This is a genomic window from Aurantimicrobium sp. INA4, assembly GCF_027924525.1.
GTDB lineage: Bacteria > Actinomycetota > Actinomycetes > Actinomycetales > Microbacteriaceae > Aurantimicrobium.
Genome location: NZ_AP027040.1, coordinates 1,273,673 through 1,296,307 on the forward strand (window position 1 = coordinate 1,273,673; position 22,635 = coordinate 1,296,307).

Consider the following 22,635-nt stretch of genomic DNA (forward strand, 5'->3'; position numbering starts at 1 on the left):
GTTAGATCACAGCTCCGGCACGGTAACCAATGCCACGCACGGTCGTGACGATGGTGGGGTTATCTGCATCAAATTCCACTTTGCTGCGCAGGCGCTGCACGTGCACATTCACCAAACGCGTGTCTGCCTTGTATTGGTATCCCCACACTTTTTCTAAGAGCATCTCGCGAGTGAAAACCTGCTGGGGCTTGGACGCTAGGGCAACGAGCAGATCAAACTCCAATGGCGTGAGGTTGATTGCTTTGCCCTCACGCTTGACCTCGTGACCATCGACATCAATGGTGAGATCACCAATACGCAGGGTCTGCGCTGTGGCAGCTGCAGGCGCCATGGAGCGCAGACGAGTGCGAATACGTGCCACTAGTTCACCCGGGTTGAACGGCTTGACCATATAGTCATCTGCACCGGCTTCTAAACCAGCAACCACGTCCGTAGCGTCACCCTTGGCAGTGAGCATGATGATGGGAATTCCCGATTCTTGACGGATCTGACCGCAGACTTCAATCCCGTCAAACCCTGGAAGCATCAAATCCAGTAGCACGAGGTCAGGCTTGCTTTCCCGGAAAGCGGCGAGCGCTTCGGCACCATCAGCACAGAAGGTGGGCGTGAAACCTTCACCTTCTAACACGATGCCGACCATTTCAGCTAGTGCGGCGTCGTCATCGACTACCAGAATGCGTGCACTCATGGGTTAGAGCCTAGTCTTCGTTGCTTAGTAGCGGTAATGGTCAACTTTGTAGGGACCCTCAACGGGCACACCAATATAGGCAGCCTGCTCTGGTGTGAGGGAAGTCAGCTTGACCCCGAGTGCGTCCAAGTGCAGTCGTGCCACCTTCTCATCCAGATGCTTGGGCAAAACAAAAACGCCCACGGGATAGTTTTCGCGGCGAACATAAAGTTCCATCTGCGCCAACACCTGGTTCGCAAACGAGTTGCTCATGACGAAGGAAGGGTGGCCTGTGGCATTGCCAAGATTCATCAATCGACCTTCAGACAGAACAAGAATGCTTCGCCCGGAAGGCATGCGCCATTCGTGCACCTGAGGTTTGATTTCGACCTTCTCGGCCCCCGGAAGATTTTCCAGGGCAACCATGTCGATTTCGTTATCGAAGTGACCAACATTGGCCACAATGGCTTGGTGCTTCATCTCAAGCAAGTGTTCAAGCCGAATGACATCTTTGTTTCCGGTGGTGGTGACGAAGATATCGACCTGGTCCACCACATTCTCCAACGTGTCCACCTGGTAGCCATCCATGGCTGCCTGCAGGGCACAAATGGGGTCAATCTCGCTGACAATCACGCGAGCGCCCTGTCCGCGTAACGCTTCAGCAGATCCCTTGCCCACATCTCCATAGCCAGCAACGAAGGCAACCTTGCCGCCGATGAGAACATCGGTGGCACGGTTCAAACCGTCAGGCAATGAGTGGCGGATGCCGTACTTGTTATCAAACTTGCTCTTGGTGACCGAGTCGTTGACGTTGATGGCGGGGAACAGAAGTTCTTGCTGTGCGAAGAGTTCATAGAGACGGTGAACACCGGTAGTGGTTTCTTCAGTGACGCCAATAATCTCAGCTGCAGTGGTTTGCCACCTGGTTGGAGTTTCGCTCAGTGTCTTACGGAGGAGATCAAGAATGACGGCGTATTCTGCGCTGTCCTGGGAGGTGGTTGCGGGGACTGCCCCTGCTAATTCGAATTGGCGACCTTTGTGAACGAGAAGGGTTGCATCCCCGCCGTCATCCAGGATGAGGTTCGGGCCAATCCAAGATTCTCCCGCGGCCTGAGCTTCTGCCGACCAGTCAAAGATGCGCTCGGTGCACCACCAGTATTCCTCGAGGGTCTCGCCCTTCCAGGCAAACACAGGAACACCTGCTGGAGATTGGGAGGTTCCGGTGGGGCCTACAGCAATTGCTGCAGCGGCTTCATCCTGGGTGGAGAAAATGTTGCAGCTAGCCCAACGAACCTGTGCACCCAAGGACACCAGCGTTTCAATCAACACAGCTGTCTGCACGGTCATGTGCAGGCTTCCTGCAATGCGAGCACCCTTGAGGGGCTGGGTGGGCCCAAACTCTTCACGCAGTGCCATCAAACCGGGCATCTCATTTTCTGCCAGACGAATCTGGTGACGTCCAGCTTCAGCAAGGGAGATGTCTGCGACTTTGAATTCAAGATTCATAGCAGCAGAAATGGCAGAAGAAATTGATGAGCTCATGCCTTACAGTTTAGGCGTGGAATGCTGGGCGCGAATCAGCGCAAGAACTTCATCACGGATCGCAACCATGGTTGCCTCATCCCCTGCCTCAACGTTCAAGCGCAATAAGGGCTCCGTGTTGGAGGGACGCACAGAGAACCACCAAAACGGTTCACCTTCGGCAGTGGTACCGGTGATGGTCATGCCATCCAAGGAGTCTTCGGTGCCACGTGCTGCAAACGCCGTGCGAACGCGCTCTGTTGCCTCTGCCACGTCGCTCACGGTGGAGTTAATTTCACCGCTGATGGCATAAGGCATGAACTTCGCTGCAAACTCGGACAGGGGCTTATCCTGGTGGCCAAACTCTGCCAGCACATGCATTGCTGCAAGCATGCCGTTGTCTGCACCCCAGAAGTTACTGAAGTAGTAGTGAGCCGAGTGTTCACCGCCGAAGACAGCACCAGTAGCTGCCATTTGATCCTTGATCAAAGAGTGGCCAACTCGGGTGCGAACTGGGGTTGCTCCAGCACCAATAATGGTTTCTTTCACAATGTTCGAGGAGATGAGATTGTGAATGACAAAGATTTCTTCATTGGGTGTTGCAGCTTTAGCTCGTGCAATCTCACGCAATGCAACGATGGCAGAAACCGCAGAAGGAGTGACAGGGGTACCCTTTTCATCCACGACGAAGCACCGGTCTGCATCTCCATCAAATGCGAGACCTAGATCTGCACCATGCTCAACAACTGCATTCTGCAAGTCAACCAAGTTCTTAGGCTCGAGCGGGTTGGCTTCGTGGTTAGGGAAGTTCCCATCCAGTTCGAAATACATCGGAATGATCTCGATAGGCAAAGCAGATAAACCTGCTGCAGTACCCAACACGGCAGGAACAGTCATTCCGCCCATTCCGTTACCTGCGTCAACAACTACACGGATGGGGCGAATACCTGAAAGATCAACGAGGGAACGCAGGTATCCGGCGTATTCCGCCAGGACATCAACTTCGCGATAGGTTCCTAAAGTTTCAACGTTTGGAATTCCGTTTTCGAGGTAGTCACAGGCCCGATCGCGAATGGCAGCCAAGCCAGTATCAAGGCTGATACCTTGAGCACCCGCCCGCGAGAACTTAATACCGTTATAAGCAGCTGGGTTGTGGCTGGCCGTAAACATCGCAGCTGGAGCATTCCACGAACCAGAGGCAAAATAAGTCTCATCTGTAGAGCACAAACCAAGGTTCACAACATTGGCACCACGGGCCTGGGCACCACGAGCGAAAGCCTGAGCAAAACCGGGAGACGAGTCACGCATGTCGTGACCAACAACAATATCTGCCCCTGCACCGTCAATCTCATCAACAAAACCGGCAGCGAGTGCTTCCACCATTTCTTCGGTGAGCTGCTCCCCCACAAGGCCTCGAACGTCATAGGCCTTCACGATAGAACGGAGGCTCTCCACTGCGTTTTTAGTCATTGGTTAAGTCTATGTGACGCAGTTGCTGCCACCCTTGAGGCGGGACAAAGCCCACTGCATGTTTACGGCATAAATCATGCGCGAGGGACTCTGGGTGGGGCGAGAGTGGTCCCAAGACGGCCAGTTTGTCTTCGTAGTCATAGGTGAGTGAAAACTCTGCTGGCTGCTTGCAGCGACCCTTCGTACACAGACGTTCCATGCGTTCAGGCTATCGAAGAGCTAACATGGGCGCATGGATAGCCCGTTCGCGACGTCAGTGCCCAACAGGGGACTTAGTCGTGACCGTCATGGCCGCGGAATGCGCGGCCCGGTGACGGGCCCCCACCTGCCACAGTTGCGGGGGCGGTATGAAACATTCATGATGACCGTGGCACACACGGTTGATTATTTGCGCAGCATGTGGGCTGAAGAATTAGCCGACGTTCATTTCGATGTAGCACCCACACCCCCTCGTGTATCCGTTAACGGTGTGGTGGAACGCTGGAAGGTTGATCACGAGCGCCGACGGATAGTGCTCTATCGTGTGCCGATTCAACGCATGAGCAAACTGCACAAAGACGATCCACTCCACCGCCAGATGATGGTCGAAAGTGTTGTCTTTCGGGCCGTGGCCGAGTTGTTGGGCAAAGACCCCTGGGATTTAGGCCCAGAACGCTTACGCCCCTAAGCAGATCGGTTTAACGCGGATAAACCGTGATGGGAGAACCGAGCACGTTAGCTGGGTTCAATGCGATGGCTGAACCAAGGCCAGGACCACTGAAGCTGAGTCCACCCAGCAAGCCTGTGGCGCCGGTCACGGTGTAGTTGGTGGCTGCCATCAAAGGTGTTGTCACCATCTGACCTTTTTTCACGCTCAGCACGATGTCTTTTTGACCTTGAGCAGACAGGGTGACCTCAGCTGTGTCGCGTCCTGGGTTGTAGAAGGTCACCGTCGGAGCAGTTCCTTGTGGGATAGGAATCAAGATTTCATCAGTGAGGAAAGAACTGGAACTCATCCACGCGAAGTCACCGCCAGTAATGGGGGTGCCTGGGGCAGCAGTGGCATCCGTGAGGGAATCCTGGACTGTTCGAACACCAGCTGCGATGGGCTGCTCACTGGTGACAATCACGGTGTAGGTGCCATCGGCAATACCGGTTAGAGGCAGTTGCACTGCCTTCTTTGCCTTGAGCTGTGCTGAGTATTCGGTCTTTTCTCCTGTGCTAGAAAGCAGAGTGACCGTGACTTTGCTGTCTTTGTCACCAGGAGCAACAACACGAATACCCGGATCAAGGTCGCTGATCACGTCACCGATCTCTGATCGTTCGTGATCAGCCTGACCGGTGACAAACACTCCAGTGATGATTTGCTGTGTTGCAAGTCCAGCTCCGGGAACAACCCATTCAACACCGGAAGGAACGAGGGTGCGTGTAACCGATTGCTGCAAGGTGGCGAGGACCTGGCCTCCATTACTCATCACCCGCACAACTGGTGAATACACATCGGGGGCATATCCTGCCAGCGAGACGATACGTTGCTCACCAGGTTCAACAATGATTCCGTCAGAGTTGGCCGCCTCGACATAACCATTCTCGGTAAAGACTTCCAGAGTGACGGTGGCTGTGACATCTGTGGGGTTAGCCAGCATCACCAGCGTTGTGCGACCAACCTCCGTCGAACCTCCCACAAGCCACAAATCATTAGCTGGCTCTGTACACGCTGCAGCAGCTAAACCAGAAAGAGATTCGGTTGCCAGGAGTTGTTCCTGGTTTCCGGCAAGCAGAGGCGCCTGCTCTGCGCTAGCGGCAGGCGGCACAGATATAACCTGTGGTGCACCATAGACAACACCGCTTTGGTTATCTGGTGCGTTCAGCCAGGAATTTTCAAAATTGTCTTCACTCGAGGCTTGTGCATATTCGGGCTGACCATTTGAAGTGAACGTAATGTCTGCGGTTCCTTGCGAGAGAACGTCAACGAGAGGACCAGGACACACTCTTTGTTGCACAGCAGGAACAGGAGCAATGCTTAACGCTGGCGGTGTTCCCACAAAGCCTGGAATCGGCAACGTCACGAGGGCAACAATTCCCAGAGCAACAGCCCCAGCACTCACAATTCCGGTGACACCGGTTACACCAGCGCGGACGAGTTTAGTTTTGTTCGTCATCTTGATCACCTGCCAACGGGTCTATCGAGGCAAGTTCCTCTTCGCTTTCAATCAAGCCGGGCAGATAGCGCTTGGGGCGTGCATCGAGCATGACGCTTCCGGTGGGAATGGCGAGCAGGAGCGTCAGGAGAATAATGAGGCCCTGAACGGAACCGATGATGATGCGCCACGGTTCAACCGGGAGAACCGATTGAAGAGGAGCAACTGCGTCGGGGGAATAACCGGGGTAGCGCCAGAGCAAACCTGCATCAGTATTTCCCACAATCTCGATACCCGCATTGGCATCCAAGGTTGCTTTCACTCGAGCAGACATTGCTTGAGACTGTGGTGTTGGCTGTTCCCCTAGTTCGGCAAGAGGATCAGTGAGAACAACAAAGCCCACACCCAGCGCAGAGAGTTCTTTGGCTGAATCATTGCCGCTGACCGATGCGAGGTTGCTCACGGTCTCGGCAAGAAGCTTCTCTTGGGCAGCAAAACCAGCTCCGGTGGTGACAAAGGTGGAAGTAGCTTCCAAGGTCATGCCGGTCCCGTGCACCAACACCGAGCCCAGACCGCCGTCAGGTTGTGGCGTGAGGACGAGAGTTCCCACCTGAGGAGATATGGCTGCTTGGGCAACAACATAAGCAGGAAGTGTTTGTCCGTTGCTGGGGGCAACTCGAGAGTTACCCAGGCTCGATGCAGCCAACGCGGGCAGAGCCAAAAGGGACACGGCAGCGATACCGGCCAGGGCAGGGAAGTAGGAGAAGCGCCGAAGAATAGAGGCGCCAGTACCTGCTGCCACAATCAATCCCAGCCACGCCAGGCTCAAACCACTACCTGGCCACACATTGACCGCTACGGACCCGTTGAAAGACACCTGCAAGCCTGAGGCGAATACTGCGGTGACAATACCTAGCACCATCACAGCAACAGCAAGCTGCGCCCGGATGGGGTACTGCGAGAACAGTCCCACGAAAGCCAACGCGACAAGGACACCCACCAAGATGGCGACCCAGACGCTGGCAACCGGATTAGCCCAAGGAAGGAAACTGGCAGCTTGCAACCAGCCTCCAAGGCCTTCGGTGGGGAAGCCGAGAGCGAGCTGCCAGTGGGGCGCAACAGCGCTGGCTGCAGCTGGTTCAGGATCCGCGGCAAGCCCAAAGAGATTGAGACCAAAAACTTGAATCACCACGATGGGTGCAACTAACGCAGCTGCGGGAATGGGGATGGCCAAGAACCGAGGCACATACCTACCAGTCAAGAGCAGTGTCCCAATCCAAACCACCAGCAGGGCTGGAGTCAAGGACGGTGAGCATGCCACCACTGCGGCAAACAACAGTGCCGTTGTCGCAGAAGCAGACCACGAGCGGGCGGCACGAATACCTGCAAAAAAGAGGAAGGGCAGCAGAATGTGCGTCATCACGGCGGCAGGGCGGCCATCATGAAGTGCTCCCAAAAGTGCGGGGCTCAGCCCATAACCGACAGCGATAAAAGCGCGAATGCCTGCCCGCTGTGTGAGTCTTGCGGCAAGAAGCCAAGCACCGAGACCTGCCAGGGGCATGGCTAAGAACCACAGCAGCACTAACGAGAACGAAGGCTGCCAAAAGGTGAGAGTACCCAGCAGGGCAACTACAACCGAGAAGCCGTCAGCTGGACCGACGATACTAAATGCGCCCTCGCGCCAACCCCACAGTGTTTGTGCCCACAGATCTGAGACCTGAGCACCCAAGGGAAGCAGAGCACCACCTGAAATAGCGTTAGCGCCCACCAAGGTGGAGAACGCACCAATGGACACAATCGTGAGGATGAGGGTGACCCATGCTCCACCACCAGAGAAGAAATGCAGTGGCTTCTTTTCTCCGTGCATGCGAATCTGGATTGCCTCACGCGCAAGAGATTCCCGGCGACGAACATCAGCGCGGGAAATCCGCAAGGGGGCCAGTGCAGACCAGGGAGCTTGGCGGATGCGCTTGATGTTCTTGCGTGCCCGACCGACGGCTCCTCCCGAGAATGCAGCAAAGAGAGCGGCACGGAATTCGCCGGAAACAGCACCAGGACGCTTCGCCAAAAGTTGACCGAGGGAGCGAATGACAGCAGCCGGCATCAACGCCAGCCAGTGCCACATCAACATTCCAGAACCGGAGTAAACCAGGCGACGATAAAGCTCTGCAGAGCGGTACTGACGTGCACGCTTTTTACGAGCGCGGTAGCTGTCTGTTCCCACAGCACCAATAACGCCATCTCCGGCGTTGAGCACGCGTGCGGTGGGGACGACAGAGACGCGGTGGCCTGCAAGACGAGCGCGAACACAGAAATCGAGGGCGTCATCGACAACGCGAAGCTGGTGATCGAATCCGCCCAGTTCACTCCAGACTTGCTGGCGAACGAGCATGCCGTTGCCGCCAACACCCATGACATCGCTCATCTGGTCGTGTTGTGCCTGGTCGAGTTCATCGGTAACGAGGGAGATAGTTCGGCCACCTTGAGCCAACGTCAATCCGTATTCACGGATGTAGTCAGGACGTTCCCAATCCATTTGTTTGGGTCCCACCACTGCCACCGAAGGGGCTACTTCGAGAGCACCAATCAGTTCAGACAGTGCGGTGGGCTCTGGAGCACTGTCTTGAGCTAAGAACCACAGCAGATCATCTGGGCCGGTCACCGCTGGAAAAGCTCGGGCAGCAACATCAAGTGCCTCACCAAAACTCAATCGGCCTTTGCCGACAAGAACTTGGCTCACCCCGAAGGCTTGAAACTGTGCTGACGCATTTTGTTTGGGGGAATTATCCACCGCAAGAATGACATCTGGCTGACGAGTTTGCTTCGAGAGTGCATCAAGGGTTCGCGCAAGATGCTCGCCTCCTTGGCGCGCCACGATTACCGCTGTAACTCTCGTTTTCATCCTCCCCACAGCCTAGGCAGGGGATGCCAAAAACCCACCCAAATGGGTGGGCGTGGCTTGGAAAGAACTACTTCTTCGAACGCGTTATGCGCGGCGACGCAGCTTGCGACGCTCACGCTCACTCAGCCCGCCCCAAATGCCAAATCGCTCATCGTTAGACAGCGCATATTCGAGGCATTCACTGCGAACTTCGCACGAGGTGCAAATCTTCTTTGCATCTCTGGTCGAACCACCCTTTTCAGGGAAGAAAGATTCTGGGTCAGTCTGTGCACACAGTGCGTCAGCCTGCCACGCGAGAGGGTTGTCATCGAGGTCGATGTTGCGAGAAGAAGGGGTTCCTGGAACTCCCAAACGAACTGGATCAACAAACCAATTCTCTGGAACGCTTGCGCGATATTCCGGTGCCATAAAGAACTCCCACCCCGGTGTCTCTTCCGCACGCCACCATGGCGTGTCTATGTAATTACACCGTTGTCATTCGTATACGTCAAGTCCAGATATTGAAACTTTGAAGACGCGCTGGAGAGTTTGCGCACAAATCGGGGGATATCCCCTAAAGCGCGATGAAGAGTTCGCCGACGCCACGGACCGTAATTGCCTGTTCTTCCGCAGAAATAAAGGCATGTTGCCCTTGAGACAATTCAATATCGGACTCATGTCCGGTGATGATGAGCTTTCCTGAGGTGCACGTAACAATTGCGTGACGGCGTAACACAATGGCTTTCGTCTGCGAGATGTCGCCTTCGAGATGGACGTGTGCCAGAGAAAAATCAGGAACATCTGGTTCAAAGATGTCAACACCAGGGCTCACCTGAACTGCTTCAAGCAAGGGCACAGGAAGCACATCAGTCTTGACGACAGAGAGCAACTCCGGAACATCAACATGCTTTGAGGTGAGACCTCCACGAAGGACATTGTCACTGGCAGCCATGATCTCGATACCCAGGCCTCGAATGTAGGCGTGCATATTTCCAGCGGGCAAATACAGTGCTTGGCCTCGGCACAGTGTCACACGATTAAGTAGCAGAGCAACCACGATGCCGGGGTCTCCGGGGTAGTCACGTGCAAGCTCGATGAGCAGCTCGTGTTTGGTAAGTGCACCGGCGGTAGAAATTTCGGACACCAGGGCCCGTGCTTTCTCCCCGCTCAATGCCCACTCAACAGCCCAGGCAAGTGCTCGATCACCACGATCAAGTAGCTGCTGAGAAAACTCCGTCAGTGCCGAAGTGGGAGAACAAGCCTGCGCATTCGCTACAGCGAGACGCTCCAGCTCAGCAACGGTGTCACTTATTGGTCTGAACCCACACAGAGCTTCAAATCTCTCGCTCAAGGCAAAGATCAACTCTGGTTTGTGGGCGTCGTCTTTGTAGTTTCGTACCGGGGAATCCAGGGCAATTCCTGCCGCGTTTTCGCGGGCATATCCCTCACGTGCCTGTTCTGGTGAAGGGTGTGCCTGAATAGACAGAGGGTGTGCTGCAGCCAGTATCTTCAGCAGGTATGGCAGCGGTGCATCACCTCTTTGGGTAAGAAAATCTACAATGGTGCCTGCACCATCGGCCTGTGCCACGTCAAGAATCTGGGTGGGTGAGCCTGGATGTGTGCCCAGCCACAATTCTGCTTCTGGCTTTCCGGTGGGCTCTACTCCCCTGAGCTCAGCAATATCGGTCAACGAGCCCCAGGCATAGTCGCGTGGAGTGTTATCGACTCGAATCATCACATAAGTGAGCCTAGTTTCTGTCCCGAATTTCGAGCTGGAGACTTCCTGACAATTCTCAAAGCGAGGCCCTGCCTAGAACAGCACTGCGCATCCGTTCGTTACTTCGTCTAGCCTTGATACATGCCCGCCAAAGAATATAGAAAAGCTAAGACTGGCCTTGCCGTCGTTGCGCTGTTCATGCTCTTTGCCGGGGAAGCTATTCGCAACCTGGTTGGTTGGGATATCTTCATGGGCCTCAGCGTCGTTTTGACGCTGATTTATATCGTGGTCATCTTCCGTGCTCGTCACCTTATTCACTGGAGAAGCATCCCCTTCTGGCTTGCATTCTTCTCGTTGTGGGCGGTGGCATCCCTGCTGTGGGCGTATTCGCCACCCAACACTGCGCTTACGTTGTGGCCCTTTGTTGAGGTCACGATTGCTGGTGTGGGTATTGCCCTGACCCTGCCGTGGGGTGATTTTGTGCGTGCCCTGGGAACAACCCTGCGTTGGATACTTGGACTTTCACTGGTCTTTGAACTGTGGGTTGCCGTTTTTGTCGGTCACGCGATTTATCCGGTGTGGGTAGATACCAGCGAAGGAAAAATCCCTGCTGTATACCAATGGAGCCGGAACCTGCTGTTTGAAGGTGGTCCCATCCAAGGGATAGTGGGAAACCGTAACCAGCTCGGTTTCATTGCAGTTATCGCTCTCATCATCTTCTTTGTCCAATTGGCAGACAAGACTGTGTGGCGAAGCTGGGGTTTCATCTGGGTTGGGCTCTCCCTGTTCACAATCGCATTCACCCGATCAGCAACGGACCTCATTGCACTCGTTGTGGTGATGGTTGTCGCTGTGTTTGCGCTGTGGGCACGAGCCGTTCCGCAAAGTAAACGTCGCCCCTTGTATTTCACTGCCGCAGGATTAGTATTCTTCGCTGCGGTCTTCATCACCTTCGCCCAAGGATTCCTTCTGAACCTGCTGGGCAAGAGTGAAGATCTCACCGGCCGCAGTGACACCTGGGCAGCGGTGGCCGAGCTAGCTCAGCAACGACCCATCTTTGGTTGGGGTTGGCTTAGCCCCTGGGTTCCCTGGCTTGAACCCTTCAACAACTTGGCCGTGCACAACGGAGTTCACTACCTGCAAGCACACAACACGTGGTTAGACGTGTGGCTGCAGGTTGGCTATATCGGTGTGATTGCTCTGGCGTTTGCCATGATTGGACTGCTGTGGCGGTCCTGGTTTATTGCCGTAGACCGCCCCCGCTGGGATTTGGTTGAAGAACGCCCCTACAGTGCTAACTCTCTGGTTCCCGTATTGATCACGGCCGCCTTGCTCACGCAAAGCTTTGCTGAGAGCCAACTCATTGTTCAATCAGGTTGGGCACTAGTGGTGGCGTTGTCGCTGACGGTGATGGTTCCCACACGCATCACGAAAGCTTTGCGCTAAGGCCTGGACTGTGAAAGAAACACACTCACCGGTGGCTGAGGCGGCATACGCTTTCTTTTCTCACGCCCGCTTTGCTCAAGCGCTCAGCCTGATGCTCATCGGAACAGCCTTCGGCACGCATGCACTGCGCGCACTGTTAGGAACCGCTGGGCTGACCGCTCTCATTGCAGCTGAGCTTGTGTTGCTGACGTTCATGTTGATTGCACGCCGTCGAGTGGTGCGGTGGAATGTGTTTGTCCCGATCACCTTGGCTGTGTTCCTTGCCTGGACAATCGCCAGCTGGTTCTGGTCCTACTATCCGCGTGCCAGCGCGACTGGGTTGGCATCTCAGATTAGTTTTACGGCCCTTGCATTAGGAATCTCGGCATCCCGTGACACGATTCAACTCATTCGTGCAGTTGGGGATGTGCTGAGAGTATTTTTGGCCACCTCCCTAGTTTTGGAAATTATTGCCGGAGTGCTCATTGATAGCCCCATCACTTTCTTAGGGATCAAAGGCAACCTCATTTCAGGTTCGGGTATTCAGGGAATCTTTGGTTCGCGCAATGCGTTCATGATGATTTCGCTCATCGCCGCCATCACGTTTTTTATTGAGTGGCGCACCCAATCTGTGTCACGACAGCTTGCGCTGTGGTCGTTGGCAGGATCTGCAGTGTGTGTGGTGTTGGGGGCATCTCCGGTTGGTTTTGTCACGGCATTGATTGTGGTGCTGCTAGCAGGTTTTATTTCCCTATTGCGCAAGATGGAAGCTGGCCTGCGCCGGGGTACCGAGATAGCTGCTGTCAGTGCTCTAGGTGTGTTCATGCTTGTGGTGTGGACTATCCGGAACTCAGTACTGGAGTGGCTTAGTGGCTCCCCCGTGCTGCAATATCGCCTCTCGCTCTGGTCTGAAGAATTACGCCTGGCCAAGATGAAACTCTTAGAAGGCTGGGGTTGGGTTGGGTTATGGCCTCGCAAAACACAGCCGTTCACCGTGATGAATTCCAGCAGTGGTGACATTCACAATTCAGGTTTGAATATTTACCTGGACGTCTGGCTCCAACTAGGAATTGTTGGCTTGGCCTTATTCCTGATTCTTATTGGCTTTGCTTTTGTGCGAAGTTGGACACTTGCTGTGTCTAAGAAGAGTGAGCTCTATATTTGGGCACCACTGGTGCTCTCGGCACTGCTGGTATCCGGCCTGGCAGAAAGTGCAGCAATCACTGAGTGGGGTTGGTTCCTTGTTGTATTGATTGTCGCCCGCAGCTCAGCGGAACTGAGCTGGCGACGTACCGAGTAAAACCAGCTAAGGAGTCGGGGTAGCTGTTGGCGTTGGTGGGTGAATCACCGAGTCAATGTATGTTCTGATACCGGGGTAGTCAGGGTATTCGGTGTCCACAGGGAATGGCTCGTAATACGGAGTGAGCTCAATGTGTGTCACCGGAAGTTCCTTGGTCTTCAAACCCAGATCAACGAAGTAACCGAGCATGGACTGTGGAATATCCGTTTTCACAACCTGCGTTCCTGCGGCAGCAATCTCCTGGAACTTTGCCAACACGTTGGCGGGGTTCATTTGGCGAAGCAACGCTTCTTGAACCTGCTGCTGACGCTTCATACGGTCATAGTCACCGGTGCCAGACCAGCGAGAACGCATGTACATCATGGCGTGGTAGCCATCCATGTGTTGCTCACCGATTTCAATCCACTCAGGAACCTGATCCTCAGGTGTTCCAGGTTCAGCAATAGCGATGCGCTCCTCAACGGTGATAGTGACACCACCGAGTGAGTCAATGAGGTTTTGCAAACCTTGCATATCGATGAGGACGTAGTACTGAATATCTAGACCAGTGATGGCCTCCGCTGCTTCACGCATGGCTTCAATACCGGGCGAACTACCGTTTGCAGCTGCGTCGGGATATAGGTCAGGGTGGTTGAGCTCACCAGCGACGTAGACCGTGTTCAAACATGCCCAGCGGGTGCAGTATTCGCCAGTTTCTTGACTGTAGCCGCCAGGGTAGAGCGAATACATGGGTGAGTCTTCATTGAAGGGGACGTTTTGAAGATCACGTGGCATACCGATGATGGTTGCTTGCCCTGTTTCAGCATTAATGCTGACAACTTGTGCGGTGTCTGTTCTCAATCCGTCACGGTCTTCACCAGCGTCGCCACCAAGTAGCAAGAAGTTGTATTGACCATCAACAGGAGGAACACTCGGACCCGCTACAAAGATCTTGCCCAGAGCACTGTTGAGGCTTCCGGTCAGAGAAGCAGCATATGCAGCGCCGCCTGAAACGAGAACCATCATGACGACCGTCACACTGGCAACCCACCACCTGGCACGTGGTCCCGTTTTGACGATGCGAATTAGCCGCAGGGTGTCCAAAGTAAGTACCAGCCACAAAATGGCATAAAAGAACAGAGCAATCTGTCCCACAAAGAGGGTCGGCCCCCAGGTGAATATAAAGAAAACAGCCGTTGGCCAGAGTAATCCCAACACAAGAACCAGCGCGGCAAAAATAACCAGCGTGAGCGTCGCGCCCAGACCAATCTTTCCCAGACGCTTATTTCCAGCCAGGGCTTGAACAGATCCAGGGATCAGGAAATTGAGTATGACTAACCACCACGCACGCGTGGTCATCACCTGTTGCGAACTGGTGTCGGGATAACGCAGAGGACTGGTTTGACTCATAGCTGAGACTTGAGCGCCGCGTTCTTCTCTTCGACCAGATCAGCGAGGCCTGCAGCATATGCTTCAACAGCCTTAAGGAGCTCTGGGTTACTGGTTGCCAAAATCTTGACGGCCAGAAGTGCCGCATTGGTTGCGCCGCCAATAGACACCGTGGCAACAGGGACTCCAGCGGGCATCTGAACGATAGACAGCAGTGAATCCATGCCATCAAGTTTGGCCAGAGGGACAGGAACGCCCACGACAGGAAGTGGTGTCACACTGGCGAGCATGCCAGGCAAGTGGGCAGCACCGCCGGCACCAGCAATGATCACTTTGAGACCGCGACCAGCTGCCGCCTTACCGAAGGCAATCATCTTCTCGGGGGTGCGGTGCGCAGAAAGCACCTCAACTTCAAAGGGGATGCCAAAGTCGTTGAGAACGTTGGCGGCCGAACTCATGACTGTCCAGTCAGAGTCAGAACCCATTACAACGGCGACTAGTGCGTGCTTTTCGGCCATTTTTCAAGGGTAGAGCTCAGACCTGAAAGAACCCTGCTGCGCCACGCGCCTGATACACAACCTCAGGCAAATCATCTCCGCTGGCGTTCACGTGGCCAACTTTGCGTCCTGGCCGAGGTTCCTTGCCATAGGTGTGGATTTTGACGGTGGGGTGATCTGCCATAGCGCGAGGGTAGGGAGCGAGCATATCTCCCGAGGAGGGTCCCCCCAGAATGTTGACCATAACCGTGTGGGGTGCTGTCAATCCTGTTGCACCCAACGGCAGGTCCAAGACAGCACGCAAGTGCTGTTCAAACTGACTGGTGGTGCTGCCATCTTGTGTCCAGTGCCCAGAGTTGTGCGGGCGCATGGCAAGTTCGTTCACCAAAATGCGATCGTCGGTTGTCTCAAACAGTTCCACGGCCATGACGCCGGTGACACCCAGTTCTGCCGCAATCTGACTTGCGATTGAGCCAGCCATATTCGCAATCTTGCCCTGGGAAAGCGGCGCCGGGGCGATCACTTCACTGCACACACCATCTGTTTGGATGCTTTCAACAACAGGCCACAACGCCATCTCGCCGCTGGGGCGACGGGCAATCAGTTGGGAAAGTTCGCGACGAAAATCGACCAACTCTTCGAGCAGGATGGATTCACCCGGCCCGAGTTTCTCTAGCCAATCACTCACATCGGCAGCAGAGGTAATGACGCGAACACCTTTGCCGTCATATCCGCCGCGAGCAGTTTTGGCTACAGCTTTACCGCCCCACTCCTGAAGGAAAGCATCCACATGAGCTTTCTCGGAAGCACGCATCCAGCCAGGAACGGGGATGCCTAATTCTGCTAAACGCTCACGCATTCGCAGTTTGTCTTGAGCAAATTGAAGTGCGTGAGGTCCGGGGTGTACAGCTATTCCCCGCGAGATCAGCTCGGCAAGTACGTGGGCAGGAACATGTTCGTGATCGAAGGTGATGACATCGCAGTCAGTAGCAAAAGACACGACCGTATCGACATCGGTGTAATCGCCTACATGCGTGGCAGCAATCTGCGCAGAAGAACCCTCATTCTCAGCGAGCACCCGGATATCTAGTCCAAGATTGATTGCTGGGGGCACCATCATGCGTGCCAATTGGCCGCCGCCTATAACGCCAACTACAGTTGTCAACAGCTCATCTTTCGCGTGGTTGAACGGGTTAGTGAAGTGCAATACACCGGGAGAAACATGACAACATCGGAGCAGATATCTGCACCCGCTGCTTCCCCGAGCCTGTTTACTCGCTTGCGTCTGGGCCTGGTGGGCTACTTCGTCAAGTTCGGACTGGTCGGTTTAGTCGGCTTAGTTGTCGACGTTTCTCTCTTTAATCTACTCTCCCTCTCCGGTGCTGGTTGGTGGTCTGAACCCCTGGTGGCAAAGTTCATCAGCACCTCGGTCGCCATTGTTGTCAACTGGCTGGGCAACCGCTACTGGACCTTCCGCCGAGATAAGCGTTCAGATGTTGCCAAGGAATTCGTTGAATTCGTCGTCGCCTCCGTCGCAGGCATGTTGGTCACCCTCGCCACGCTGTGGTTCACGCACTATGTTCTCGGCTTTGACTCGCTACTTGCCGACAATATTTCTGCCAACATAATCGGCCTCGGCTTGGGCACTCTTGTGCGCTTTGCGCTTTATCGTTGGTGGGTGTGGAGTGTGAAGCGATGAGTGCCTTAGTTATCATTCCCACCTTCAACGAGATTGAAAATCTTCCCACGGTCGTTGCTGCTGTTCGCCACGAAGTCCCTGAGGCCAACATTCTCATCGTGGACGATAATTCTCCCGACGGGACGGGCCAGAAAGCTGACGCATTAGCCGGCGCTGACCCTTTTGTTCATGTGCTTCATCGCAGAGAAAAAACCGGTTTAGGTGATGCCTACCTGGCTGGTTTTGACTGGGGGCTGGAGCGTGGTTTCGAGATTTTGGTCGAAATGGATGCAGACGGCTCCCACCCTGCACACCGCCTGCCAGCTTTACTGGGTGCGGTGTCTGCTCCGACTGTTCCGGGTGCACACTTCCCTGGCCTTGCCATTGGCTCTCGCTGGGTCAATGGTGGATCGGTAGTGAATTGGCCAGCTCACCGGCTTCTTCTCAGCCGCGGAGCAAACGCCTATGCCCGCCTGGCTTTAGGAATCTCGATCAAAGATTCCACGGCAGGCTTTCGAGCTTTCCGTGCAGAAGTGCTGCGAGGGATTCATCTAGAGGAAGTGAACTCTCACGGATATTGCTTCCAAATTGATTTGACGCTGCGGGTGCTTGATGCCGGGTACACCGTGGTGGAATTACCCATTGAGTTCACCGAGCGCACCGTAGGTCAGTCGAAGATGAGCAAGAACATCGTTTTCGAGGCGATGCGCAGTGTGACCAGCTGGGGCTGGCAGCGCCGCTTTGGCGCGAAGAAAACTTCGACGGTTTAATAGTCCTGCGTGAAGCGCTGATCGTCACGGCGCAGCTGCGCAGACAGCGGCGACTGTTTATCAACCAGTTCGGTCAGTGCTGAGAGCACAAGGTTTGCCTTGGGCAGATCGTAGAGGCGAATGGGCTTTTCTGCTCCGGTGTTCAGCAGTAAATCTCCGGCACCGAAGACTGCTTGCACCGCGTTTTGTCTCACCGTCACGTCGTGGATACGACCGAAGAGAACTTCTTGGCGGGTTCGGGTGAAGATTCCTCGATAAATAATCACCCGTCGGGTGGTGATGATAACGCGGTTACCTAGCCAGGTCACCAGCGGGAAAACCCACAACACTATGAGCAGGAGGGCACTCAAAAGCCAGAAGGTCAGTGTCATCCAAAACTCGGGGAACCCCATCGAGAAATAACCCCAGGCGGTGGCAATACCAATCAATGCCATGGTGGGCATGAACAGAACACGTCCGTGTCGGCGCAAGCGCACGACGACAGGCTCAGCAGCCTCAGTGGGGGCAGGGTCAAAAGCAATAGTGGGTTGGGACATCACTTGCAATTATGGAGGCTAGATCACTCGCAGGTGGGTCACATCGCCGGCAGAAACCACAAGTGGTTCTGCACAGTTGGCCATCTCCACCACCAGTGACCCTTCCTCGTTGATGCCGATCGCGGCGCCTACCGGGCTGTCGCCGGTGGGCAGTTCCACCCGCACTGAGCGGCCAATCGTGTCGCATTCATCACGAATCTGGTCCAACAATCCAGAACTGCGCACATTACCCCCAGCAGAAACAAAGACTTTGGTGATCCGAGAAAACTCGGTGAGATAGGCGGCAAGAAGTTCATCCATGGATGTGTGAGCTCCTTCAATCGCCAGGGAGGTTGCCGTGGGGACAGGTAACTGGTCTTCGGCGAGCGCAATGTTGACTCCGGTACCCACAACCAATGCAATGCCATCAGGCGTCGTGACGAGTTCACTGAGAACTCCACAAACTTTTCTGCCGGAAATCAATACATCGTTGGGCCACTTGATCATGGCCTTTTTCCCATTCGGAAGGACCGAGTTACACGCTCTGGTCATGGCCAAGCCAGCCAATAAACCAAACCAGCCCAACGATTCTGGAGGCAATGGTCTGCCTGCAGGAGTATGTGGGCGCAACAACACAGACACGGCGAGTGAGGCTCCTGCGGGTGCAGACCAGTCACGACCTAAGCGCCCTTTGCCGGCAACTTGGTTATCGGTGGCGATGACGGAAAAGTCCGGCCACGAACTGCCATCTTCGCTATTGACTCGAGCAACAAGATCAGAGTTGGTCGAGCCCACTTCATCCAGCCACAGCAGGCGCGAAGTAAGAGCAGTGCTCAAAGAAAGGTCCATAAGAACAGTTTGCCACTTCATTTTTGTAGAGAAGCTCCAACCCTTTTTCGATACCTATGGCAAGTAGAGTGAAAAGCGTGACTGAAAACGCGAAATCAATTGACCCCTTCACTACCGCTGGAAAGCTCGCCGATCTGAAGGCTCGCTACACCGAAGCGGTTATTGACAGCGGTGCTAAAGCGGCAGAGAAGCAGCATGCCAAAGGCAAGATGACTGCTCGTGAACGCATTGAAGAACTTTTAGATCCCGGCTCCTTTGTTGAGCTCGATGAATACGTGCGTCACCGCACCACCGCCTTCGGCATGGATAAGAACCGTCCCTACGGTGACGCTGTTGTGACCGGTACCGGAACTATCCACGGCCGTCAGGTTGCGGTCTACTCGCAAGACTTCACCGTTTTTGGTGGGTCCTTGGGTGAAGTAGCCGGTGAAAAGATCATCAAGGTGATGGACCTGGCCATCAAGACAGGTGTTCCTATCTTGGGCATCTTGGACTCCGGTGGAGCTCGTATCCAAGAGGGTGTTGTCGCCTTGGGCAAGTATGGAGAAATCTTCCGTCGCAACACCGCTGCTTCTGGTGTTATTCCTCAGATCTCTATCATCATGGGTCCTGCTGCTGGTGGTGCTGTGTACTCCCCCGCACTGACCGACTTCGTCATCATGGTGGACAAGACCAGCCACATGTTCGTCACCGGTCCTGACGTGATCAAGACCGTCACCGGTGAAGAAGTGGGCTTTGAGGAGCTCGGTGGCGCACTGACCCACAACACCGTCTCTGGTGTTTCTCACTACCTAGCAGCAGACGAGAGTGATGCTCTTGACTACGCCCGCACCTTGGTTGGCTTCCTGCCCGATAACAACATGGCCGAGCTTCCTGTGTACGAGTCCGAGGTTGAACTCGAGATCACCGACGAAGACAAGAAGCTCAACACTCTGATCCCAGATAGCCCCAACCAGCCTTACGACGTTCACGAAGTGATTCGTGGCATTGCTGACAATGGAGACTTCCTGGAAGTTCAAGCACTCTTTGCCCCCAATATCGTTATTGGTTTTGCTCGAGTAGAAGGCCGCACTGTCGGAGTCGTTGCAAACCAGCCGTCACAGATGGCCGGAACTCTCAACATTGAAGCCGGTGAAAAAGCTTCACGTTTCGTTCGCTTCTGTGACGCGTTCTCCATCCCCATCCTGACCTTGGTTGACGTTCCTGGTTACCTTCCCGGAACCGACCAAGAGTGGGCTGGTGTGATTCGTCGTGGAGCCAAGTTGCTTTATGCCTACTCCGAAGCAACTGTTCCTCTGGTCACGGTGATTACCCGTAAGGCATATGGTGGCGCCTACATTGTGATGGGCTCGAAGCAACTGGGTGCAGATATCAACCTCGCCTGGCCCACCGCTGAGATCGCTGTAATGGGTGGTCAAGGAGCTGTGAACATTCTCTACCGCGGTGAAATCAAGAAGGCTGAAGAAGCTGGTCAGGATGTCAACGCCGTGCGCACCAAGCTGGCCAACGAATACACCTACAACGTGGCCAGCCCCTTCTTGGCTGCTGAACGTGGTGAACTCGATGGCGTAATTGAGCCTGCACAAACTCGTGTAGCTGTGGTCAAGGCACTGCGTGCCTTGCGTGGAAAGCGTGCCTCACTGCCTCCAAAGAAGCACGGAAACATCCCACTATGACCTTGGACAACGTTCGTTTTCTCACTCGGGGTGTTACCCCCGAGGAGAAAGCCGCCGTGCTCGCTGTTCTCGATGCACACATCGAAGAAGAGTCCGCTATTGAGCACGAAATCCAAGGCGCTGGTTTGAACGCGTGGCAAAAGTCTCAACGCGGAATCCGCGAAGACATCAAGGGTGGCTCCCGTCGCTTCGGCTGGGATTTCGGTCGCTAATTAGCCCTTAGTGAAGTGGGCGACTGCTTCCACGTGGTGCGTGTTCGGGAACAAATCAAAGGCACGCAGTTCCTGGAGTTGGTAGCCGCGTTCTGCCAGCAAAGCAACATCTCGGGCCAACGCAACGGGGTCACACGCAACATAGACAAGCTGCGCAGGCGAGAGTTCGGCTAAGGAGTTCACAACATCCTTGCCTGCTCCTGCACGCGGAGGATCCAGAATGATCGTGGCTGCTTCGAAGCGTGCCTTCTCGATTGCGTTGAGATCTCGAAGTACCGACTGGAGATATAGGTCTACGCGAGCGGTAACTGCTCGTGCGCCAACCCAATCAACAAGATTGTCGGAGGCATACTCCGTTGCCATCCCATCAGACTCAACCGAGATCATGCGCGTAGTTGACCCGAAACGATCTCCTACAGCCGCAGCAAAAAGGCCGACCCCGCCATAGAGGTCAAGGTTTGCTGCACGAGGATCAAAGAGTGCCTCATCAACCATTGAGCTCACAGCATCCGAGAGTGTGGAGGCAGCATGGCGGTGTACTTGCCAAAAGCCGCGCACGTCCACCTGGAAACTGCGCGTGCCCACAATCTCGGTGATGGGTTCTGCCGCCGGACGCTTCATATTTTTTGCGGTGTCGACATTGCCTGCAATTGCCCTGGCGGAATCTCCACTGGGTCCAACGAGGTCAATGAAGTCAATGCCCTGAACACGTTGTCCGAAGGGCGCCAGTTCTGCAATGCGTGGAGCTGCGAGCGGGAGATCTTCGACTTCGATGACGTTGTGGCTGCGAGCTGCATAGGGTCCAACTTTTCCCTCGGCATCGACGTGCAGCCGAACGCGGGTTCTCCACTGTGTTCCCCGTGATTCGTCATCGCCAGGCAATGACTCAACTTCGACATCACGATCTATTTTGGCCATGCGTGAGAGTGAATCTTTCAGCACAAAAGCTTTGAGCTCGCGTTGGAAGGCTAGGTCAATGTGGCCAAACTCTGCACCGCCGGCACGCTGGGCAGGATCGCGCTCAACACTGGCAGCAGACCAGATGTGTTCTTGGCGGTGTTCGGAAGCCTCGAGTAACTCGACGGTGTCGGCACGCCAGAAACTTTTCTGCGAGGCATCCGTGATGCGAGCACGAACCCGTTCGCCAGGAATCGTATCTGCGACGAAAATGACACGACCTTCGTGGCGGGCAACACACACACCGCCATGAGCAACGTTGGTAATGTCGAGCTCACAGAGTGTGCCCACGAACTCGGAACCTCGCTGGGGGGAAGAATTTCTGGGTGTTGTTCTCTGTGCCATCATTCGAGCATTCCATACCTGAAGGGTCTTCCGCGTGCGCTTGTACCTTGCTTCTACCTCACCGGCACGTTTAGCCACCTTGCGAAGTTCGGGTATTGAGCCGGTGGTTGTCCCCAGCGAGGTCGACGAGGAGGCCGCTGTGGCTGCCGCGGAAGCGGAAGCCAGCGGCCCCCTCTCCCCCGAAGACATGGTGTTGTTGTTGGCCCAAGCTAAAGCTGAAGCAGTTCTGACACCAGAGATTGATGGATTGGTGCTTGGCGGAGATTCTGCTTTTGTTCTCGATGGTGTGACCTATGGCAAGCCACACACCCCTGATGTTGCGTGGCAACGCTGGCAGCTTCAACGTGGTCGCACTGGCAAGTTATATTCCGGGCATTGGCTCATCGACCACACCGGCGGCAGCACAGGCTCAGCTATTGGCGAAGTCACCGTTGCTGATGTGACGTTCTCTGGAGATATTTCTGATCAGGAGCTTGAGGCATATATTTCCTCGGGGGAACCGTTGAAAGTTGCGGGGGCATTCACAATTGATTCCCTCGGTGCTGCGTTCATTGAACGCATTGAGGGAGACCCCTCGACCGTGGTCGGGGTCTCCGTTCCTGCTGTTCGCAGGATGGCAAACCAACTGGGAGTGTTCTGGCCCCAGTTATGGAATAACTAGGTCGTT

Annotated in this window: 22 protein-coding genes; 8 read left to right on the plus strand and 14 right to left on the minus strand. The window is 54.8% G+C overall.

Going from position 1 to position 22,635, the window contains the following annotated elements; all coding sequences use genetic code 11:
* Nucleotide 1 precedes the first annotated feature (1 nt).
* The 4 genes from mtrA to AINA4_RS06265 are packed head-to-tail and all read right to left on the minus strand — an operon-like array spanning nucleotide 2 to nucleotide 3,857.
* Nucleotides 2-688, minus strand: a complete 687-nt coding sequence (mtrA, locus tag AINA4_RS06250) for an MtrAB system response regulator MtrA (protein ID WP_096380204.1) — start codon at nucleotides 686-688, stop codon at nucleotides 2-4.
* 24 nt (nucleotides 689-712) lie between these two features.
* On the minus strand, nucleotides 713-2,209 hold the full coding sequence (ahcY, locus tag AINA4_RS06255; RefSeq protein ID WP_281786599.1) for an adenosylhomocysteinase: 1,497 nt from the start codon (nucleotides 2,207-2,209) through the stop codon (nucleotides 713-715).
* A 3-nt stretch (nucleotides 2,210-2,212) separates the two neighbouring features.
* Entirely contained in the window at nucleotides 2,213-3,658 is a 1,446-nt protein-coding gene (locus AINA4_RS06260) for a phosphomannomutase/phosphoglucomutase (RefSeq protein WP_281786600.1), read from the minus strand.
* On the minus strand, nucleotides 3,651-3,857 hold the full coding sequence (locus AINA4_RS06265; RefSeq protein ID WP_280798530.1) for a DUF3499 family protein: 207 nt from the start codon (nucleotides 3,855-3,857) through the stop codon (nucleotides 3,651-3,653). The genes AINA4_RS06260 and AINA4_RS06265 overlap by 8 nt, the downstream gene beginning before the upstream one ends.
* A gap of 33 nt (nucleotides 3,858-3,890) precedes the next feature.
* Here AINA4_RS06265 and AINA4_RS06270 point away from each other — a divergent pair, with 33 nt between their 5' ends.
* On the plus strand, nucleotides 3,891-4,325 hold the full coding sequence (locus AINA4_RS06270; protein ID WP_281786601.1) for a metallopeptidase family protein: 435 nt from the start codon (nucleotides 3,891-3,893) through the stop codon (nucleotides 4,323-4,325).
* Nucleotides 4,326-4,335: 10 nt separating this feature from the next.
* On the opposite strand, the gene AINA4_RS06275 is transcribed toward AINA4_RS06270, so the two are convergent.
* The 4 genes from AINA4_RS06275 to manA form a co-directional block, all read right to left on the minus strand.
* Nucleotides 4,336-5,799, minus strand: coding sequence for a DUF5719 family protein (locus AINA4_RS06275; protein ID WP_281786602.1), 1,464 nt, complete (start codon nucleotides 5,797-5,799; stop codon nucleotides 4,336-4,338).
* On the minus strand, nucleotides 5,783-8,680 hold the full coding sequence (locus AINA4_RS06280; protein WP_281786603.1) for a glycosyltransferase: 2,898 nt from the start codon (nucleotides 8,678-8,680) through the stop codon (nucleotides 5,783-5,785). Before AINA4_RS06280 ends, AINA4_RS06275 begins: the two co-directional genes overlap by 17 nt.
* Nucleotides 8,681-8,764: 84 nt before the next feature.
* Entirely contained in the window at nucleotides 8,765-9,088 is a 324-nt protein-coding gene (locus AINA4_RS06285; protein WP_096380190.1) for a WhiB family transcriptional regulator, read from the minus strand.
* Nucleotides 9,089-9,233: 145 nt separating this feature from the next.
* Entirely contained in the window at nucleotides 9,234-10,394 is a 1,161-nt protein-coding gene (gene manA, locus AINA4_RS06290) for a mannose-6-phosphate isomerase, class I (RefSeq protein ID WP_348773309.1), read from the minus strand.
* A gap of 123 nt (nucleotides 10,395-10,517) precedes the next feature.
* Here manA and AINA4_RS06295 point away from each other — a divergent pair, with 123 nt between their 5' ends.
* Both AINA4_RS06295 and AINA4_RS06300 read left to right on the plus strand, forming a co-directional pair.
* Nucleotides 10,518-11,822 (plus strand): O-antigen ligase family protein, encoded by a 1,305-nt coding sequence (locus AINA4_RS06295; RefSeq protein WP_281786605.1) that lies wholly within the window; start codon nucleotides 10,518-10,520, stop codon nucleotides 11,820-11,822.
* 10 nt (nucleotides 11,823-11,832) lie between these two features.
* Entirely contained in the window at nucleotides 11,833-13,101 is a 1,269-nt protein-coding gene (locus tag AINA4_RS06300; RefSeq protein WP_281786606.1) for an O-antigen ligase family protein, read from the plus strand.
* A gap of 6 nt (nucleotides 13,102-13,107) precedes the next feature.
* Here the strand turns inward: AINA4_RS06300 and AINA4_RS06305 are convergent, their stop codons facing one another.
* The 3 genes from AINA4_RS06305 to AINA4_RS06315 are packed head-to-tail and all read right to left on the minus strand — an operon-like array spanning nucleotide 13,108 to nucleotide 16,173.
* On the minus strand, nucleotides 13,108-14,490 hold the full coding sequence (locus AINA4_RS06305) for an LCP family protein (RefSeq protein WP_281786607.1): 1,383 nt from the start codon (nucleotides 14,488-14,490) through the stop codon (nucleotides 13,108-13,110).
* Nucleotides 14,487-14,987, minus strand: coding sequence for a 5-(carboxyamino)imidazole ribonucleotide mutase (gene purE / locus AINA4_RS06310; RefSeq protein ID WP_280798522.1), 501 nt, complete (start codon nucleotides 14,985-14,987; stop codon nucleotides 14,487-14,489). The genes AINA4_RS06305 and purE overlap by 4 nt, the downstream gene beginning before the upstream one ends.
* A gap of 16 nt (nucleotides 14,988-15,003) precedes the next feature.
* Nucleotides 15,004-16,173, minus strand: a complete 1,170-nt coding sequence (locus tag AINA4_RS06315; RefSeq protein ID WP_281786608.1) for a 5-(carboxyamino)imidazole ribonucleotide synthase — start codon at nucleotides 16,171-16,173, stop codon at nucleotides 15,004-15,006.
* A 15-nt stretch (nucleotides 16,174-16,188) separates the two neighbouring features.
* On the opposite strand from AINA4_RS06315, the gene AINA4_RS06320 reads away from it, so the two are divergent.
* Together AINA4_RS06320 and AINA4_RS06325 are read left to right on the plus strand one after the other, a co-directional pair.
* Nucleotides 16,189-16,665, plus strand: a complete 477-nt coding sequence (locus AINA4_RS06320) for a GtrA family protein (protein ID WP_096380176.1) — start codon at nucleotides 16,189-16,191, stop codon at nucleotides 16,663-16,665.
* Nucleotides 16,662-17,414: a polyprenol monophosphomannose synthase gene (locus AINA4_RS06325; protein ID WP_281786609.1), complete on the plus strand. Its 753-nt coding sequence runs from the start codon at nucleotides 16,662-16,664 to the stop codon at nucleotides 17,412-17,414. Before AINA4_RS06320 ends, AINA4_RS06325 begins: the two co-directional genes overlap by 4 nt.
* Here the strand turns inward: AINA4_RS06325 and AINA4_RS06330 are convergent.
* Both AINA4_RS06330 and AINA4_RS06335 read right to left on the minus strand, forming a co-directional pair.
* Nucleotides 17,411-17,950 (minus strand): PH domain-containing protein, encoded by a 540-nt coding sequence (locus tag AINA4_RS06330; RefSeq protein WP_281786610.1) that lies wholly within the window; start codon nucleotides 17,948-17,950, stop codon nucleotides 17,411-17,413. The two genes, AINA4_RS06325 and AINA4_RS06330, sit on opposite strands and share 4 nt — an antisense overlap.
* Nucleotides 17,951-17,968: 18 nt before the next feature.
* A complete protein-coding gene (locus AINA4_RS06335) occupies nucleotides 17,969-18,778 on the minus strand; it encodes a biotin--[acetyl-CoA-carboxylase] ligase (protein WP_281786611.1) in 810 nt (269 codons plus the stop codon).
* Between the two features lie 56 nt (nucleotides 18,779-18,834).
* On the opposite strand from AINA4_RS06335, the gene AINA4_RS06340 reads away from it, so the two are divergent.
* Nucleotides 18,835-20,454 carry an acyl-CoA carboxylase subunit beta gene (locus AINA4_RS06340; RefSeq protein WP_096380170.1) on the plus strand — a complete coding sequence of 540 codons (1,620 nt, stop codon included), beginning with the start codon at nucleotides 18,835-18,837 and terminating at the stop codon, nucleotides 20,452-20,454.
* Nucleotides 20,451-20,666: a hypothetical protein gene (locus AINA4_RS06345; protein ID WP_281786612.1), complete on the plus strand. Its 216-nt coding sequence runs from the start codon at nucleotides 20,451-20,453 to the stop codon at nucleotides 20,664-20,666. Before AINA4_RS06340 ends, AINA4_RS06345 begins: the two co-directional genes overlap by 4 nt.
* On the opposite strand, the gene AINA4_RS06350 is transcribed toward AINA4_RS06345, so the two are convergent.
* Nucleotides 20,667-21,914, minus strand: a complete 1,248-nt coding sequence (locus AINA4_RS06350) for a TRAM domain-containing protein (protein WP_281786613.1) — start codon at nucleotides 21,912-21,914, stop codon at nucleotides 20,667-20,669.
* Between the two features lie 88 nt (nucleotides 21,915-22,002).
* Here AINA4_RS06350 and AINA4_RS06355 point away from each other — a divergent pair, with 88 nt between their 5' ends.
* Nucleotides 22,003-22,629, plus strand: coding sequence for a nucleoside triphosphate pyrophosphatase (locus AINA4_RS06355; protein WP_281786614.1), 627 nt, complete (start codon nucleotides 22,003-22,005; stop codon nucleotides 22,627-22,629).
* The last annotated feature ends 6 nt before the right edge of the window (nucleotides 22,630-22,635 follow it).